This window comes from Streptomyces sp. cg40, assembly GCF_050320165.1.
Classification (GTDB): domain Bacteria; phylum Actinomycetota; class Actinomycetes; order Streptomycetales; family Streptomycetaceae; genus Streptomyces; species Streptomyces hokutonensis.
The window spans coordinates 2157485-2174190 of record NZ_CP190128.1 but is presented as its reverse complement, the minus strand read 5'-3'; the positions used below and the strand labels follow the sequence as shown (position 1 = coordinate 2174190).

Below are 16706 nucleotides of genomic sequence, written 5' to 3'. Positions count from 1 at the left end.
TCACACGAGGTAGCGGCCGCCGTTGACGCTGAGGGTCTGGCCGGTGACGTAGGCGGCCTCCTCGGAGGCGAGGTACGCGACCGCGTAGGCGATGTCGTCCGGTGCTCCGGCACGCTTCATCGGCATGGTGGCGGCGGCGGCCTCGACGTCGACCGGGCCCTCGCGGACCAGGGGGGTGTCGATGAAGCCGGGCGGCACGTGGTTGACCGTGATGCCCTTCTCGATGTACTCGACGGCGAGGGCACGGGTGAGGGCGATGATGCCGCCCTTGGACGACGCGTAGTGGGCCATCGCGGGCGCGCCGGTCTGCGCGGAGGACGAGGAGATGTTGACGATCCGGCCCCAGCCCGCGTCGAGCATGTCGGGCACGATCTCCTTGGTGACCAGGAAGGGGCCCTTGAGGTTGATCCCGATCATGCGGTCCCAGGAGGCCTCGGAGATGCTGGTGAACGGCTCGTAGGCGGTGATGCCGGCGTTGTTGACGAGGATCGTGACCGGACCGAGGTCCTCGCGGGTGCGGGCCGCGGCGGCTGCCACGGCGCCGGCCTCGGCCGCGTCGCCGGAGACGGCGATCGCCGTGCCGCCCGCCTCCTGGATGGCCGCCGCGGTCTTCTCGGCGCCCTCGGTGTTGAGGTCCCACACCGCGACCGCGGCTCCCCTGGCCGCGAGCACCTTGGCGATCGCCTGGCCGATGCCCCGGCCGCCGCCGGTGACGACCGCGACCTTTCCCTGCAGTGACATGTGCGCTCCCTTGCGCTCGTGCGCGGTGCCGGAGAACGGGCACCGGTGGTTCGTTCAGTACTCGCTCAGTGCCTCGCCCAGGGCCTCACGGGCTGCGCTGCGGGCCGCCACCGCCCGGGGGAAACCGGTGTACCCGGCCGAGTGGTAGATGATCTCGGCCAGCTCGTCCCTGGTCACCCCGTTGGTCAGGGCGATCCGGACGTGGGTCTTCAGCTCGGTCTCGGCGCCGAGCGCGATCAGGATGCCGAGGGTGACGAGGCTGCGGTCACGCGGGGTCAGACCCTCGCGCCCCCACAGCGCGCCCCACACGGTGGACAGGCCGATCTCGACGAGGTCCTCGCCGAGCTTGCCGTCCCGCATGTCGAGATCGCCCTCGGCGGGCACCACCCCGGGCAGTGCGGCACGGAGGGCTTTCAGCCCCGCCACGCGCAGATCGGTGGTTTCCTTGACGTCTTCGGCGCTCATGCGCGACTCCCGGTGCATGCGGATTGCATTCGTCCCAAACGAAAGTTAGATCAAACGGTCGGTACAATCAATGCCTGTCGCGGATATGGCTGGTCCAAGCTCTCTCCGTCATCGCCATTGATCGGGCCAAGTCCCTCATCTACTCTCGGTCTGAATATTCGACCGACTGGTCGAACTATCAAACCAGGCTCATGTGGGAGCCGCAGCCCCAGTCACCATGGAGCGCAAATGAGCGAAACTTCGAAGCCGGCGGTCCAGGACCGGGTCGACGTCCTCGTCATCGGGGCCGGCGTCACCGGCATCTACCAGCTGTACACCGCCCGCGAGGCCGGGTTCTCGGTGCGGCTCCTGGAGGCCGGTACCGGCGTGGGCGGCGTCTGGTACTGGAACCGCTACCCCGAGGCGCGCTTCGACTCCGAGAGCTACACCTACGGCTACCTCTTCTCGAAGGAGCTGTGGGAGGAGTGGGAGTGGTCGGAGCGGTTCGCGGGCCAGCCCGAGATCGAGCGCTACTTCAACCACGTGGTCGACAGGTTCGACCTGCGCCGCGACATCCGCACCGGCGCCAAGGTCACCTCGGCCGTCTTCGACGAGCCCTCCGGCACCTGGACCGTCCGGGCCAGCGACGGTACCGAGGTCCGGGCCCGCTACGTCGTCGCGGCCACCGGCAACCTCTCGGTGCCGTTCATCCCCGGCATCCCCGGACGCGAGGACTTCCGCGGCGAGCAGCACCACACCTCGCGCTGGCCGAAGACGCCCGTCGACTTCACCGGCAAGCGGGTCGCCCAGATCGGCACCGGCTCCAGCGGGGTGCAGATCATCTCCGCGATCGCCGACGACGTAGCACAGTTGACGGTGTATCAGAAGGACGCCGACTGGCTCACCCCGCTCAACAACGGGCCGATCCCGTCCGAGGAACAGGCCGAGCTGAAGGCCAACTTCGAGTCCATCCGGGACACGCTGAACACCTCGCCGAGCGGCTTCCTGCACCAGATCGTCATGCGCTCCGGCCTCGACGACAGCCCCGAGGACCGCCAGGCGTTCTACGAGGAGCGGTGGAACGGTCCAGGCTTCACCAAGCTGACCGAGCACTACATGGACATGCTGTCGAACGAGACCGTCAACGCCGAGTGGTGCGCGTTCATGGCCGACAAGATCCGCAGCATCGTCAAGGACCCGGAGACCGCCGACAAGTTGATCCCCAAGGGGCACGGCTACGGCGGCCGTCGGCCCCCCTTCGGCACCGGCTACTACGAGACGTACAACAAGCCGAACGTCTCCCTCGTCGACATCAACACGACGCCGATCACCCGCATCACCGAGGACGGCATCGAAACCGCCGACGGTGTCGAGGAGTTCGACATCATCATCTGGGCCACCGGCTACGACTTCGGCACCGGCGCCCTCAACAGGCTTGGTGTGCAGGGCCGTCAGGGCCTCCCGCTGAAGGAGTACTGGTCGGACGGCCCGCGCACCTACCTCGGGACCGTGACGGCCGGCTTCCCCAACTTCTTCTTCCCCGGCGGCCCGCACGGTGCGACGGGCAACAACCCGCGCTACGCGGGCGACCAGGTGGACTTCGTCGTCGACACCATCGTCCACACGCGCGACAGCGGCTACGACATCGTCGAGGTCACCGAGGCCGCCGAGGAGGAGTGGACGCACACCATGAACACCAGCACCATGTCCTCCTTCCTGGAGAGCACCTACTTCTCCGGCGGCAACATCCCCGGCAAGCCGGTCAAGCAGCTCCTCAACCCGACGGGCCGGTGGGCGCTCCAGGAGGCGGTCAGCGCCGTCAAGCAGAACGGCTTCCCGACCTTCGTGCTCTCCAAGGCCGAGAATCCGGACGCCTGAACGCCCGTATGCCCGTGCCGCCCTGGACGTGGGCGGCACGGGCATACGGGTCCCCGCGCGCTACTCCGCGAAGGTCGTGACCCGCTGCTTGAAGAGCCAGGTGCCGTCCTCGCGGCGCAGGACGTCGTCGTAGCGTCCGACCATCTGTACGGTCCAGCCCGCCTCGCCGCGCGCGAAGAACGCCAGGTTGCTGGTGGCCGTCGCCTCGTCCTCGGTCGCGGAGGTGACGACGGTGTTGGCGATCAGGTGCAGCTGCGGTGCCTGGGGCGAGAAGCCGCCGAAGCCCTGCCGGATCGCCTCCCGGCCCTCGAACCTGGCCATGCCGACTATCTCGGCGACGCCGTCGGCGGTGTACAGGGCGGCGATGTCGTCGGTCCGTCCGGCGTCCAGGGCCTGGGCGTAGGCGGCGATGGCGGTCTGCACGGCGGCCGTGACGGACGCGTTGATCGTGGTGGTCATCTCACTCCAAGGTCGAGAAGGTCAACAGACTTGCGGGTGACGGCTGTTACGCCTGGTACGTCGTCTTCCGGCGCTGCAGCAGCCACGTACCGTCCTGACGGCGCAGGGTGTCGTCGTAGTGCCCGACCACGCCGATCGCCCAGCCCGCCTCGCCGCGCTGGAGGAAGACCACGTCGCTCAGCGCGCGGGCCTCGTCCTCGCCCGTGGACGTCACGACGGTGTTGGTCACCAGGTGGAGCTGCGGCTGGACCGGCTCCCAGCCCTTGAAGGCCGCGTGGATCGCGTCGCGCCCCTCGACGGGGTCCATCCCGGGGATCTCCAGGACGGCGTCGGGCGTGTACAGCGCGGCGATCTCGTCGGTACGGCCGGCGTCCTGGGCCTGGGTGTGCGCGCCGAGCACGGCCCGTACGCCCGCCACGACCCACGCCTGTGTGGATTCGCTCATTCTTCGCTCCAAGGTCGGGTGTTTCGACCACTCAGTCTATTGATGAGTCGAAGATAAAGGGAGGGGGTTGCGCAGGATTCGTTGACCGATCGGTACAATCACAAATAACATGCGGGCGGCTGGTCAACGGGGACTGTCGCCGAAGGAGGCGTGATCATGACGAAGCGTTGGAAGCAGCGTCCGCCGGGCTCGACGTGGGGCGATTGGGGCGAGGACGACGAACTGGGCCGCATCAACCTGCTCACCCCCGAGAAGGTTCTGCAAGGGGTCCGCGAGGTGGAGGCCGGGGTCAGTTTCAGCCTGAGCCTGCCGCTCGACTATCCGGGCGGGACCGCCCTGAACCAGCGGCGCTACCCGCCGATCCTCAGGCCCACCGAGGACCTGGCCCACAAGCAGGACACCTTCTACAACGTCGTCGCCCGCGAGCAGATCGACCCCTCGCTGATCGACGTGTGGTCGGACGACGTGGTGACCCTGTGGCTCCAGTACTCGACCCAGTGGGACTCCCTCGCGCACCAGGGCGCCGAGTTCGACGCGGACGGCGACGGGATCGCCGAGCCGGTCTACTACAACGGGTTCCGTCCCGGCGAGCACCTCGTGGGCCCGCAGGAGGACGCCAAGGGCGACGGCAGCGGCAGCGTCAGCTTCGCCCGGCACCTCGGTCTGGAGAAGATGGCCGAGCAGGGCGTGCAGGGCCGCGGTGTCCTCATCGACATCGCCCACCACCTCGGCACCGGCTACCAGCCGGTCGGCTTCAAGCAGTTGCAGGACATCATGACCGCGGACAACGTGGTCGTGGAGCCCGGCGACATGGTCCTGCTGCACACCGGATTCGCCACCCAGATCCTCGCCTGGGAGAAGAACCCGGACCCGGTGGCCATCCACCAGACCGCCGCCTACCTCGACGCGGACGACCCGGAGATCCTGAACTGGATCACCGAGTCGCAGATGTCGGCCCTGATCTCGGACAACTACGCGGTCGAGGGCGTCGGCGTCACCAAGGCCGAGGGCCGGCACACGCTGCTGCCGATCCACCACCTCTGCCTCTTCAAACTCGGCGTCCCGCTGGGCGAGTTGTGGTACCTGGAGAAGCTCGCGGCCTGGCTCCGCGAGCACAACCGCAGCCGCTTCCTGCTCACCGCGCCCCCGCTCAACCTGCCCGGCACCCAGGGCAGTCCGCTGACACCGGTCGCGACCGTCTGACCGCCTGACAGCCGCTACGACGGGAAGGGCCCCCAGAGATTCTGGGGGCCCTTCCCGTGCGCCTCGTCATACCGCGGCGATCCTGCGCACCGTGTCCGCGATTGTGTCCCGAGAGGGCAGCCAGACGTGCTCCAGCGAGGGGGCGTACGGCGCCGGGACGGACGGCGGGGCCACGCGCGTGACCGGGGCGTCCAGGTGCCAGAAGCCCTCGTCCACGGCCATCGCGGAGAGTTCCGCGCCGACGCCGAAGTCCCGTACCGCCTCGTGCGCGATGACCAGGCGGTTGGTCTTGGCGAGGGAGGCGAGGACGGTCTCGCGGTCCAGCGGGGCGATCGTACGCAGGTCGATCACCTCGACGCTGATGCCCTCGCCCGCGAGCAACTCGGCGGCGGCCAGGGCGTCCTGGACCATCCGCGACCAGGAGACGAGCGTGAGGTCGGTGCCCTCGCGGATCACCTTCGCCTTGCCGAGCGGGATGAGGTGGTCGACGGGAGGCTTGGGGCCCTTGAGGCCGTACTGGAGGCGGTTCTCGACGAACACCACCGGGTTGGGGTCCTGGATCGCGGCGCGCAACAGGCCATACGTGTCAGCCGGGTTGGACGGCATCACGACCGTCAGGCCGGGGATGTGCGCGAGGATGGCCTCCAGGCTCTGCGAGTGCTGGCTGCCCGAGGAGCGGCCGGCCCCGAACTGGGTGCGGACGACCAGCGGCATGGAGGCCCGGCCGCCGGTCATGAAGCGGAGTTTGGCGGCCTGGTTGAGGAGCATGTCGAGGCAGACGCCGATGAAGTCCATGTACATGATCTCCACCACCGGCTTCATCCCGGCCATGGCCGCCCCCACCGCCGTACCGACGATGGCGCTCTCGCTGATCGGGGTGTCCCGCACCCGGCCGGGGAAGGCCTGGGCGAGTCCGCGGGTGAGCCCGAAGACGTTGCCGCCCGCGCCGACGTCGATGCCGGCCACGAACACGCTTGGATCCGTGGTGAGTTCGTGCTCCAGGGCCAGTCGTACGGCGTCCATGGACCGGAAGATCTCGGCGTCGGCCGGGAGCGGCGCGGGCTCGGCGACGGCGGGACGGGGCGCGGAGACGTAGTCGTGCAGGGTCTCGGGGGCGGGCTCCGGCAGGCTCCGCGCCCAGTCGATCGCCGCCTCGATCTCCTTGTCGATCTCCTCGTCCACGGCGTCGGCCGCCGCCGCGTCGAGCTGGCGGCGGGCGATCAGCAGCGGGTCGCGCTCCTTGGCGGCGGCGACCTCCTCGGCGGGGCGGTAGCGCTCGGGGTCGCCCTCGTAGTGGCCGTGCCAGCGGTAGGTCTCGGCTTCGAGCAGGACCGGACCGCCGCCCGCGCGCAGCCGCGCGACCAGCCCGGTCATGGTCTGCGCCACCGCCAACACGTCGTTGCCGTCCACGTGTTGGTACTCGATGCCGTATCCGGCGGCGCGCGCGGAGAGCGGGGCGCGGTGCTGCTCGGACTCCGGGGAGAACTCGGAGTAGTGGTTGTTCTCACAGAGGAAGACGACCGGCAGATCCCATACGGCGGCCAGGTTCACGGCCTCGTGGAACATGCCCTGGGCCACCGCCCCGTCCCCGAAGAAGGCCACCACCACGTCACCGGCCGCCCGGAGTTTCGCGGCGGTGGCGACCCCGGCGGCGATCGGGAGGCCGGCGCCGACGATGCCGTTCGCGCCGTAGATCCCGAGGCCGGGGTCCGCGATGTGCATCGAGCCGCCGCGGCCGTGGCAGGTGCCCGCGTCCTTGCCCATCAGCTCGGCCATCATCGACGCCGAGTCCAGGCCCTTGGCCAGGACGTGGCCGTGGCCGCGGTGGGTGGAGGTGATGCCGTCGCGCGGGCCCAGTGGCCAGCAGGCGCCGACGGCGCTCGCCTCCTGGCCGATCGACAGATGCAGGAAGCCCGGGATCTCCGTCGCCTTGTAGAGGTCGGAGGCCCGCTCCTCGAAGCGGCGGATGCGGCGCATCCGCCGGTACATCTCCAGGAGCTGGTCCGTCTGTGCGATGCCGGTGCCGGTTCCGATGTGGTGCGATGCCTGAGTCATACGGTCCTCGCTTTAATGTACCGTTTGGTCTAGCAAACTAGAGCGACGTCCCCGGGGCCGCTTCCCCCAGGCGTGCCGCAGCGCGCCGCCTGTGCGGGCCCGGGACAGCACGCACGTCGTCACAGCCAGGGGAGAGAAGACATGCCACGACCGCCGGGTCATGGGCCGGGCTTCGAAGTCAGACGCCAGAAGATCATCGACACCGCGGCGTCCCTGTTCGCGCAACAGGGCTACGCGGCGACCTCCATCAACGACCTGGGCCGCGCGGTCGGGCTCGCCAAGGGTGCCCTGTACTACTACATCGGCTCCAAGGAGAACCTGCTGATCGAGATCCAGTCGCGGGTGCTCGGCCCGCTGCTGGCCCGCGCCAAGGAGATCGCGGCCCTCGACGAGGTGCCGCTGCTGCGGCTGCGGCTGCTGTCCGAGTCGCTGCTGACGATCATCTTCCGCCGGCTCGACCACATCTGGGTCTACGAGCACGACTACCGCAGCCTCAGCGGCGACGAGCTGGAGATCGTGCTGCGGCAGCGCGCCGACTTCGAGCACCTGATCACCGGGCTGCTCACCGAGGCCGTCGAGGAGGGGACCTTCCGCGCGGTCGAACCGCACCTGGCCACCCTCCAGTTCCTCAACCTGCACAACCACACCTACCAGTGGGTGCGGCCGGGCGGCAGCTGGGACGCCTCGTTCCTGTCCGGCGAGTACTGCGCGACCCTCTTCCGCGGTTTCGCCGCCGACGTGGGCGAACTCCCGGACATGGAGGCCCTGTCCGCCGAGTTCAAGCGGGCCCGGCCCGAACTGCCCCTCGATCCCGAGGCGTTGTGGGAGTCGGAGTCGGTCTCCGTCGCGAGCTGACCGGATCCGTGGTGCGCCGCCGCTTCGGCGCACCACGGGACCCGTCGCCTCACGCGCCCTTGACGAGGGCCTTGGCGATGACATTGCGCTGGATCTCGTTCGTGCCCTCGCCGATCTCCAGGATCTTGGCGTCGGCGTAGAAACGGGAGATCTCCGACTCGCGTACGTACCCGTAGCCGCCGTGGATCTGAACCGCCTGCGAGGCGGCCCGGTTGGCGACCTCGGAGGCGTACAGCTTGGCCATCGCGGCCTCCGTGCTGTGCGGGCGGCCCTGGTCGGCGAGCCACGCGGCTCGGTACACCATCCAGCGGGCCGCCTGGTACTCCGTACCGATGTCCGCGATCTTGTGGGCCACGGCCTGGAAGTCGGAGAGCGGACGCCCGAACTGGTGCCGTTCCTTGGCGTGTTTGACCGCGAGGGCCAGCGCGGCCTTGGCCAGTGAGAGGCCGAGCGCGGCCACGCTGATCCGGCCGCCGTCGAGCACGGACAGGAACTGCCGCAGCCCGTTGCCCTCCTCGCCGATCAGATGGTCGTCGGAGACCCAGCAGTCGGTGAACACCAACTCCCTTGTGTCCATGGCGTGCCAGCCCAGCTTCTTCAGCTTCGCGCCGACCGTGTAACCGGGCGTGCCCGTCGGCACGTAGAAGGTCGCGTACCCCTTGCGGCCGTCCGCGCCCTTGCCGGTCGTGGCCAGCAGGGTGACGCCCTGGCTGATGTCGGTGCCCGCGTTGGTGATGAACATCTTCGTGCCGTTGATCACCCAACCCCCGTCCGCGCGGCGGGCGGTGGTCGCGATCCCGGCCGCGTCGGAGCCGGCGTCCGGCTCGGTCAGCCCGAACGCGCCGATCGCCTCGCCCTTCGCCAGCGGGGTCAGCCAGCAGTGCTTCTGCTCCTCGGTGCCGTACGCGAGCAACGGCAGCGTGCCGATCGTCGAGTGCGCGTTCCACGAGGAGGCCACCGACTGGTCGGCGGCGCCGAGTTCCTCCATCACCGCGACATAGGTGACCGTGTCCGAGCCCGCTCCGCCGTACTCCTCCGGCACGAGCATGCCCATCAGGCCGAGTTCGCCGAGCTTGGTGAAGATCTTGGTGGGGAAGACCTCGTTCTCGGACCACTCGGCCGCGTGGGGCGTGATCTCGTTGGCCGCGAACTCGCGGACCATGTCCTTCAGAGCGAGGGTCTCCTCGGGCAGGTCGAAGTCCATGTCACAGTCCCTTCGGGGTCAGCAGCACCTTCAGGTGCTTGGCCCGGTCGGCGGCCAGGTCCTCGAAGACACCGGCTCCTCCCGAGAGCGGAAAACGGCCGGTGATCAGGGCGGAGGCGTCCAGCCGTCCGGTGCTCATCAGATCGATCACCCGCGGGATGTCGAAGTTGTAGCCGAGTGTGCCGACCACCGACCGCTCGTAGAACACGAGTTGGCCCATGTCGAACTCGACGCTGCCGTGCCCGACCCCGGCCAGTACGACCCGTCCGCCGCGCCGCACGATCGACACGGCCTGGCCCGCGAGCGCGGGCACACCGGTCGCGTCGATCACGACGTCCGGGCCGATGCGGTTCGTGCGCAGGAACACCTCGCGCCGTACGTCGCTCGCGCGCGGGTCGAAGGCCTCGGTGACACCGATGCCGAGCAGCATCTCGCGGCGGCCGGCCAGGGGTTCGCTCACGAACAGGCCCGCGGCGCCCGCGATTTGGGCGGCCAGGACGACTGCCACGCCGATCGGGCCGCCGCCGACCACCAGGACGTTGTCGCCCGGTTTGACACCGGCGCGGGTGACCGCGTGCAGGCCTACCGCCAACGGCTCCGCCACGGCGGCCAGTTCGTCGCTGACGTTGTCCGGGAGGCGGGTCAGGCCGGCGAGGGGGACGGTGACGCGTTCCGCGAAGCCGCCGGGGGAGGCGAGGCCCACCGAGCCGCTCTTGGGGCAGATGTGGTACTCGCCGCGCGTGCACCAGAAGCAGGTGCCGCAGCGCCAGACCGGGTCTGCGGTTACGCGGTCGCCGATGCCGATCCCGGGTACGGGGGTGCCCAACGCGACTACCGTGCCGCTGAGTTCGTGGCCGAGGGCCAGGGGTGGCTTGGTGCCGGTGAGGGGGTGGGGGCCCTCTCGGATCATGTGGGGGCCCTCTAGGTATTCGTGCAGGTCTGTGCCGCAGACTCCGCACCAGGACACTTCTACGACGGCCTCGTGTGGGGCTGGGTCGGGTGGTTCGGGTACCTCTTCGAGACGTAGGTCTTGTGCACCGTGCCAGACGAGTGCCTCCATGTTTGTCCACCCCTTTCGTCTGCGGGTTCGTTGTGGCTGGTCGCGCCCACGCGGCGGAGCCGCAAATTGATACAGTCCCGCGCCCCTAAGGGGCGCTGTTCTTACCGCGGTTCAGAAATGAGCGGAGACCGGTGCTCGCGTCTTCCGTGCCGAACACCCCTGTGAACAGGGACCGTTCGAGCGCGAGCCCTGCCGCCATGCCCGCGTCCGTGCCGTGGTCCACCGCCTCCTTGATCGCCTCCAGGGCTGCCGGTGGCCCCTCGGAGAGTTGGCGGGCGTAGGTCAGGGCGGCCTCCAGAACGGAGCCTGCCGGGACGACCTCGTCCACCAACCCCAGCCGTAGCGCCTCCTCCGCCTTCACCCTGCGGCCGGTCATCAGGAGGTTCTTCGCGCGGGACGGGCCGATCAGGCGGGACAGGCGTTGCGTGCCGCCCGAACCCGGCATGATGCCGAGCTGGACCTCCGGCTGGGCGAAGACCGCGTCCTCCGCCGCCACGCGGTAGTCGGCGGCCAGGGCCAGTTCCATGCCGCCGCCGAGGGCGTAGCCGGTGACCGCCGCGATCACCGGCATCGGGAGGTGGGCCACCTCGTCGAAGGTGCGTTGCAACGCGCGGTTCCAGCCGCGTATCTCCTCCGGGCCCATCGCGGCCAGGGCCTTGATGTCGGCGCCCGCGGCGAAGAGGCGTTCGCCGCCGTAGAGGACCACGGCCCGTACCGCGGGGGAGTCGGCCAGCTCGCGCACGCGGGCGGACAGCTCCTCCCGCTGGAGGGAGTCGAAGGCGTTCATCGGCGGGTTGTCGAGGCGGAGCGTGACGACCGGACCGTGGGTGTCGAGCCGGATACGTGGCACGTAGAACCCTCCTCGTCGGCGTTTGCGGCGGAAGCGGCGGCACGTGCGCCCGGATGGTTGTCGATGCGCACGTGCCGTCGTAAAGTGCGGCTCATAGGTTTTATAGACCAAGGGGTACACTAAATTATGTGAGTGGGCAACCGACCGGTCGGGATCCGGTTTGCCCCATGAGCCGTGGTCGAGCCGTGTTCAGCGCCGAACACCACAGAGCGAGAGTGAGCCGTGCACAATTTCGCGAGCATCCTCGATTACCACCTGGCGCAGCGGCCCGAGGCCGTCGCCGTCGTCCAGGACGAGCGTTCTCTGACCGTCCGTCAACTGCACGAGCGCGTGAACCAGTTGGCGGCCGGCCTGGCCGAGCTGGGCGTCGGGCGCGGCGATGTCGTAGGTCTGCTGCTCTACAACCAGCCGGAGTTCCTGGAGCTGGTGTACGCCGTCAACCGGCTCGGCGCGGTCTTCCTGCCGCTCAACTACCGCCTCTCCGAAGAGGAGTGGCAGTACATCCTCGGGCACGCCCAGGCCAAGGTGATCGTCACCGAGCCGGAGTTCGTCCGGGCGGTGGAGCGCAGCGCCGGGTGTCTGACCGATCTTGAGCACCGGGTGCTGATCGGCGGAGGTGAGCCGCCCGAGGAGCCGTGGACCGGTTACGAGGAGTTGCTGGCCCGGCACAAGGGGGAGCGGGTGGAGCCCGTGGACGTCGGACTCGACGATCTTCAGCGGCTCATGTACACCTCGGGGACGACGTCACGGCCCAAGGGTGTCCGGATCACCTACGGCAACCTCGAGGCGAAGAACCTCGCGCACATCGTCCACTTCGGTCTTACGGCGGCGGACACCACGCTGGTGTGCGGGCCGCTCTACCACGTGGGTGGACTCGACATGCCGGCCCTCGGGGTGCTGCACGCGGGCGGGAGCGTCGTACTCCAGCGGAAGTTCGATCCGCAGGGCGTGCTGGACGCGATCGAGAAGCACCGGGTCACCAATGTGTGGCTGGCGCCCGCCATGGTCAACGCGGTGCTCGAGGTCCCCGACCGTGAGGAGTACGACACCAGCTCCGTGCGCTTCATCCTCGGCGGTGGCGAGAAGACCCCCGAGCCCGTGCTGCGGCGGATCATGACCGCCTTCCCCAACGCCTGGTTCGCCGACGCCTACGGTCTGACCGAGACCGTCTCCGGCGACACCTTCCTCGACCGTCAGCACGCGCTGTCCAAGCTGGGCTCGGTCGGGCGGCCCGTGCCGCAGACGCGGGTGCGGATCGTCGACGACACGGGCGTCGAGGTTCCGGCCGGTGAGCTCGGCGAGATCACGCTGCGCGGGCCGAAGGTCTTCGCCGGGTACTGGCGGGACGAGAAGGCCACGGCGGCGGCCCTGAAGGACGGCTGGTTCCACACCGGCGACATCGGGCACGTCGACGAGGACGGCTTCCTCTACATCGACGACCGCAAGAAGGACATGATCGTCTCGGGCGGCGAGAACATCGCCACGCCCGAGGTGGAGCGCGTGCTGTACGAGCACCCGGCGGTGCTGGAGGCCGCCGTGGTCGGGCTCAACCATCCCCGGTGGGGCGAAGTGCCGCGCGCCTTCGTGGTGTTCAGGCCCGGCGAGGACGCCGGCGCGGAGGAGCTGCGGGAGTTCTGCCGGGCCCGGCTCGCCAAGTTCAAGGTGCCGGCCCGCTTCGACATCGTCGACGAGCTGCCCCGCACCCCGTCCGGCAAGGTCCTCAAGCGGACCCTGCGCGACATCCCCGCGGAGGGCTGAGCGATGAGCGACCTGAAAGACGTGAATGCCCAACTCCGGCTCGACGGGCGGACGGTGTGGGTGACGGGTGCGGGGAAGGGGCTCGGGCGGGCGATCGCCGTCGCCGTGTCCCAGGCCGGTGCCACCGTGGCCGCAACCGCCCGCACCGCGGCGGACCTCGAGAGCCTGGAGGCCGAACTCGCCGCGCACGGCGGCAAGGTGCTGGTGCTGCCCGGCTCGGTCGCCGACTCCGGTGCCGTGCGGGCCATCGTCGAGCGCATCACCGACGACACCGGGCGCCTCGACGCGGTCGTCAACTGCGCCGGTACGAGCCCCCACTTCACCCGCAGCGAGCGGGTCACCGACGAAGACTGGCAGCAGGTGATCGACGTCAATCTCCAGGGCACCTTCTACTGCTGCCGCGAGGCCGGCAAGGTGATGCTGGAGCAGCGCTCGGGCTCGATCGTCAACGTCTCCTCGGTACACGCCCGTACCGGCTTCGAGCGGATCGCCGCCTACGCTGCCAGCAAGGGCGGGGTCGAGGCCCTGACCAAGGCCCTCGCCGTCGAGTGGGCCGACCGCGGGGTACGGGTCAACGCCCTCGCGCCCGGCTACTTCCACACCGACCTGAGCTCCGGCCTGCTGGCCAGCCGCTGGGGCGAACGCATCGTCGACAGCACGCCGTTGGGCCGCGTGGGAGATGTGGAGGAGCTCGGCGGCGCCGCCGTCTTCCTCGCCTCGGACGCGTCGCGGTTCGTCACCGGGACGACGCTCACGGTGGACGGCGGGTGGACCGCGCGGTAGTTGAGGTCCGCCACGCTGATGACACCGGGCGCGGAGGCGGTCGTCCGTGAGTCGTCCTGTCCGTGAAGTCGCTTGAAGAAGCCGGGGTGTCCCGGCATCGTGAAGCCGGGGGACGCGGTCCGAATCGTTGGTGACGTCGCGACTTCGCGGCCTGAACTCTTCCGTTGGCGCGGTGCTCAAGGGGGAGGGATCCGCATGCCGGAAACGGTGTTCCTGGGCCGTGAGGACGAACTCGCGCGGATGGCCGACCGGTTGCGCCGCGCCGGGCACAGCGAACCCCAGGTCGTCGTCGTGGACGGACCCGCGGGGATCGGCAAGACCTCGCTGGTGCGCCGGTTCCTGAAGGATCTGGGGGCGGCGTACCGGGTGCTGCGGGCCAGCGGCTCGGAGGGCGAGGCGGACCTGCCGTACGGCGTGCTGGCCCAGCTGGTTGCGGGTCTCGCCGACGAACCGGACGCTCCACTGCGGGACTTGAACGGCTGCGGGCGGGCCGGCTCCGCGCTGCCGGATCCGATCGGCGTCGGCTCCGCGCTGATCGACGCCCTCGGCCGGGCCCAGGACCGGTCCCCGGTCGTCCTGGTGATCGACGACATGAACTGGGCCGACACGCCCTCGCTGCACGCGCTCACCTTCGTCCTGCGCAGGCTGCGCGTGGACCGGGTGCTGACCCTGCTGGCGGCCCGCGACACCGTCGACCCGCGCCTGCCCGCCGGACTGCGCCGCGTCCTGGCCGAGGACGGCACACTCCGGCTGACCCTGGACGGGCTCGGCGTCGACGAACTGGCCGAATTCGGCCGCGCGTTGGGCACCGCCCCGCTCTCGCGGCGGGCTGCCACCCGGCTTCAGGAGCACACTCACGGCAACCCGCTGCACACCCGCGCCCTCCTCGACCAGGTTCCCCATGACGTCCTCGCGGCCGGCGACGCGGCACTGCCGGCCCCGCGCAGTTACGCGCGTCTCGTCAACGACGGACTCGCCGCGTGCACCGCTCCCGCCCGGCGGCTGGTGGCCGCGGCCAGCGTGCTCGGCATGTCCAGCCCGCTCCACAAGGCCGCGCGGGTCGGGGAGGTGGCCACCCCGCTGGACGCCCTGGAGGAGGCGGTGGCCGCGGGACTGCTGGCCGAGGAACCGGCCGTCGACCTGCCCCGGGCCACCTTCGCCCACCCGCTCCAACGGGCCGCCGTCTACCAGGGGTTGGGGCCGCGCAGGCGCTCGCATCTGCACGAGGCGGCGGCCCGGCTCGCGGACGAGCCCGCCGAGGCGCTCCGCCACCGGGCCCGCGCCGCCGTCCAGCCCGACACCGGCCTCGCCGACGAACTCGCCGCGTACGCCGCCCGGCAGGCCGACGAGGGCGCCTGGTCGGCGGCGGCCACCTTCCTCATGTCGGGCGCCCGGCTCACCGCCGACCGCACCCGCGCCGAGGAACGCACCGTCCAGGCGGTGGAGTACCTGCTGCTCGCGGGAGACGTCGGCCAGGCCGTCGAACTCACCGACACCGTACGGAGGTTGCCGCGGACCGCGCAGCAGCAGTATGTGCTCGGACGCCTCGCCCTGGAGTCCGGCCACCAGGACGAGGCCCGCCGGGAACTGACCGCCGCCTGGCGCAGCCGGAGCGCCGACACCGAACCGGAGACCGTGCGCTGCGTCGCCGAACAGATGGCCTGGCTGTGCCTCATCCAGAGTGACGGACACGGCGCGGTCGGCTGGGCCCGCCGGGGACTCGACACCGGACCCGGCGAGCGGGCCTCGCTCCTGCGCGACGAACTCGCCCTCGGCCTGGCGCTGACCGGGCGGTTCGGCGAAGGGCTCGAAGCCGTCGCGGACCTGCCCGAACACGGTCCCTACTCGGGCACCAAGGAACTCGACGGACTGTTCGCCCGCGGCGCGCTGCGCATGTGGAACGGCGAGTACGACGCCGCCTGCCGCAATCTGAGCGAGTCGTGCGCCGCGCATCGCGGGGGCGGCCTGCCGTCGGTGGTCGCGCCCTCGCTGGGCTATCTCGCCGACGCCGAGTACCGCGCCGGACGCTGGGACGAGGCGATCGCGCACAGCACCCAGGCCGTGTCCCTGGCCGAGGACACCGACCACAAGTCGATGCTGGCCCTGGCCCACGCGGTCGCCGCGTATCCGCTCGCCGGCCGCGGCGACTTCCCCGCCGCACGGGAGCACGTCCGGTGCGCCATCGAGTACGCCAACCGGCTCGCCGACGCCAACGACCTGGCGTACGCGATGAGCGCACTGGCCCTGCTGCGGGCCGCCGAGAGCGACCACGCGGGCGTGGTCGAGGCGCTGAGCCCGCTGCTGGGCCCGGAACTCGCCTACCGCGACGCCATCGACGAGCCCGGGGTCTTCCCCTGGCGCCATCTCCTGGTCGAGAGCCTGGTCCGCACCGGCCGCACCCGCGAGGCCGAGGCGGTGCTCGTGCCGTACGAGACGCTGGCCGAGGCCCGTGGCCGCTGGCCCGACATGGCCGCCGCTGCCCGCTGCCGCGGCATGGTCGAAGGGGCCCGCGGCGACACCGACGCGGCCGAGCGCGCTTTCCGGGCCGGACTGCGCCACTGCGGCGAGGACACCACCTGCTGGGAGCGGGCACTGCTGCACCTCGCCTACGGCGCGTTCCTGCGCCGCGGCTCCAAACGCGGTGCCGCCGCCGTCGAACTCGACGTCGCCTGGGCCGCGTTCACCCGGCTGGACGCCGTGCCGTTCCTGGAGCAGTGCCGTACGGAACTCGCCGCCTGCGGACGCGTCTCGGCCCGCCCGCGCACCGCCTCGCACTCGGTGCTCACCCCACAGGAACTCACCGTGGGCAGCCTCGCCGCCCAGGGCCTGAGCAACCGGCAGATCGCCCGTGAGCTGGCCCTCAGCATCAAGACCATCGAGTACCACCTCGGCCACATCTACGCGAAGCTCGGCCTCACTTCGCGCGTGGGCCTCGTCGCCGTCCTGGCCCCCTCCACCTGAGAGCCGGCCC

The 16706-nt window shown here is 70.3% G+C and carries 14 protein-coding genes; 6 read left to right on the top strand and 8 right to left on the bottom strand.

All coding sequences use genetic code 11. The features are described 5' to 3' along the window. Together ACQHII_RS09615 and ACQHII_RS09610 are read right to left on the bottom strand one after the other, a co-directional pair. The gene (locus ACQHII_RS09615) at window positions 1-741 is read right to left on the bottom strand and encodes an SDR family NAD(P)-dependent oxidoreductase (protein WP_427918884.1); all 741 of its coding nucleotides are present in this window, start codon (window positions 739-741) and stop codon (window positions 1-3) included. A gap of 54 nt (window positions 742-795) precedes the next feature. Beyond that, window positions 796-1206, bottom strand: a complete 411-nt coding sequence (locus ACQHII_RS09610; protein WP_427918883.1) for a carboxymuconolactone decarboxylase family protein — start codon at window positions 1204-1206, stop codon at window positions 796-798. Between the two features lie 228 nt (window positions 1207-1434). On the opposite strand from ACQHII_RS09610, the gene ACQHII_RS09605 reads away from it, so the two are divergent. Next, window positions 1435-3063, top strand: a complete 1629-nt coding sequence (locus tag ACQHII_RS09605; RefSeq protein WP_427918882.1) for a flavin-containing monooxygenase — start codon at window positions 1435-1437, stop codon at window positions 3061-3063. Window positions 3064-3123: 60 nt separating this feature from the next. On the opposite strand, the gene ACQHII_RS09600 is transcribed toward ACQHII_RS09605, so the two are convergent. Both ACQHII_RS09600 and ACQHII_RS09595 read right to left on the bottom strand, forming a co-directional pair. Then, window positions 3124-3522, bottom strand: coding sequence for a nuclear transport factor 2 family protein (locus tag ACQHII_RS09600; protein ID WP_427918881.1), 399 nt, complete (start codon window positions 3520-3522; stop codon window positions 3124-3126). A 46-nt stretch (window positions 3523-3568) separates the two neighbouring features. Continuing rightward, window positions 3569-3967 (bottom strand): nuclear transport factor 2 family protein, encoded by a 399-nt coding sequence (locus tag ACQHII_RS09595; protein WP_427918880.1) that lies wholly within the window; start codon window positions 3965-3967, stop codon window positions 3569-3571. A gap of 156 nt (window positions 3968-4123) precedes the next feature. Here ACQHII_RS09595 and ACQHII_RS09590 point away from each other — a divergent pair, with 156 nt between their 5' ends. Continuing rightward, entirely contained in the window at window positions 4124-5170 is a 1047-nt protein-coding gene (locus ACQHII_RS09590; protein ID WP_427918879.1) for a cyclase family protein, read from the top strand. 66 nt (window positions 5171-5236) lie between these two features. On the opposite strand, the gene ACQHII_RS09585 is transcribed toward ACQHII_RS09590, so the two are convergent. Then, window positions 5237-7225 carry an alpha-ketoacid dehydrogenase subunit alpha/beta gene (locus ACQHII_RS09585; protein WP_427918878.1) on the bottom strand — a complete coding sequence of 663 codons (1989 nt, stop codon included), beginning with the start codon at window positions 7223-7225 and terminating at the stop codon, window positions 5237-5239. 141 nt (window positions 7226-7366) lie between these two features. Between ACQHII_RS09585 and ACQHII_RS09580 the strand changes: the two genes are divergently transcribed. Continuing rightward, complete coding sequence (locus ACQHII_RS09580) at window positions 7367-8080, top strand: TetR/AcrR family transcriptional regulator (RefSeq protein WP_427918877.1); 714 nt, start codon at window positions 7367-7369, stop codon at window positions 8078-8080. A gap of 49 nt (window positions 8081-8129) precedes the next feature. Here the strand turns inward: ACQHII_RS09580 and ACQHII_RS09575 are convergent, their stop codons facing one another. The 3 genes from ACQHII_RS09575 to ACQHII_RS09565 form a co-directional block, all read right to left on the bottom strand. Continuing rightward, on the bottom strand, window positions 8130-9284 hold the full coding sequence (locus tag ACQHII_RS09575) for an acyl-CoA dehydrogenase family protein (protein ID WP_427918876.1): 1155 nt from the start codon (window positions 9282-9284) through the stop codon (window positions 8130-8132). A gap of 1 nt (window position 9285) precedes the next feature. Continuing rightward, on the bottom strand, window positions 9286-10344 hold the full coding sequence (locus ACQHII_RS09570) for a 2,3-butanediol dehydrogenase (protein ID WP_427918875.1): 1059 nt from the start codon (window positions 10342-10344) through the stop codon (window positions 9286-9288). Between the two features lie 85 nt (window positions 10345-10429). Then, a complete protein-coding gene (locus ACQHII_RS09565; RefSeq protein WP_427925267.1) occupies window positions 10430-11185 on the bottom strand; it encodes an enoyl-CoA hydratase/isomerase family protein in 756 nt (251 codons plus the stop codon). A 231-nt stretch (window positions 11186-11416) separates the two neighbouring features. Between ACQHII_RS09565 and ACQHII_RS09560 the strand changes: the two genes are divergently transcribed. The 3 genes from ACQHII_RS09560 (at window position 11417) to ACQHII_RS09550 (ending at window position 16696) form a co-directional block, all read left to right on the top strand. Beyond that, window positions 11417-12952, top strand: coding sequence for an acyl-CoA synthetase (locus ACQHII_RS09560; RefSeq protein WP_427918874.1), 1536 nt, complete (start codon window positions 11417-11419; stop codon window positions 12950-12952). A 3-nt stretch (window positions 12953-12955) separates the two neighbouring features. Continuing rightward, window positions 12956-13735: an SDR family NAD(P)-dependent oxidoreductase gene (locus ACQHII_RS09555; RefSeq protein ID WP_427918873.1), complete on the top strand. Its 780-nt coding sequence runs from the start codon at window positions 12956-12958 to the stop codon at window positions 13733-13735. A 195-nt stretch (window positions 13736-13930) separates the two neighbouring features. Then, a complete protein-coding gene (locus ACQHII_RS09550) occupies window positions 13931-16696 on the top strand; it encodes a helix-turn-helix transcriptional regulator (RefSeq protein ID WP_427918872.1) in 2766 nt (921 codons plus the stop codon). Window positions 16697-16706 lie beyond the last annotated feature (10 nt).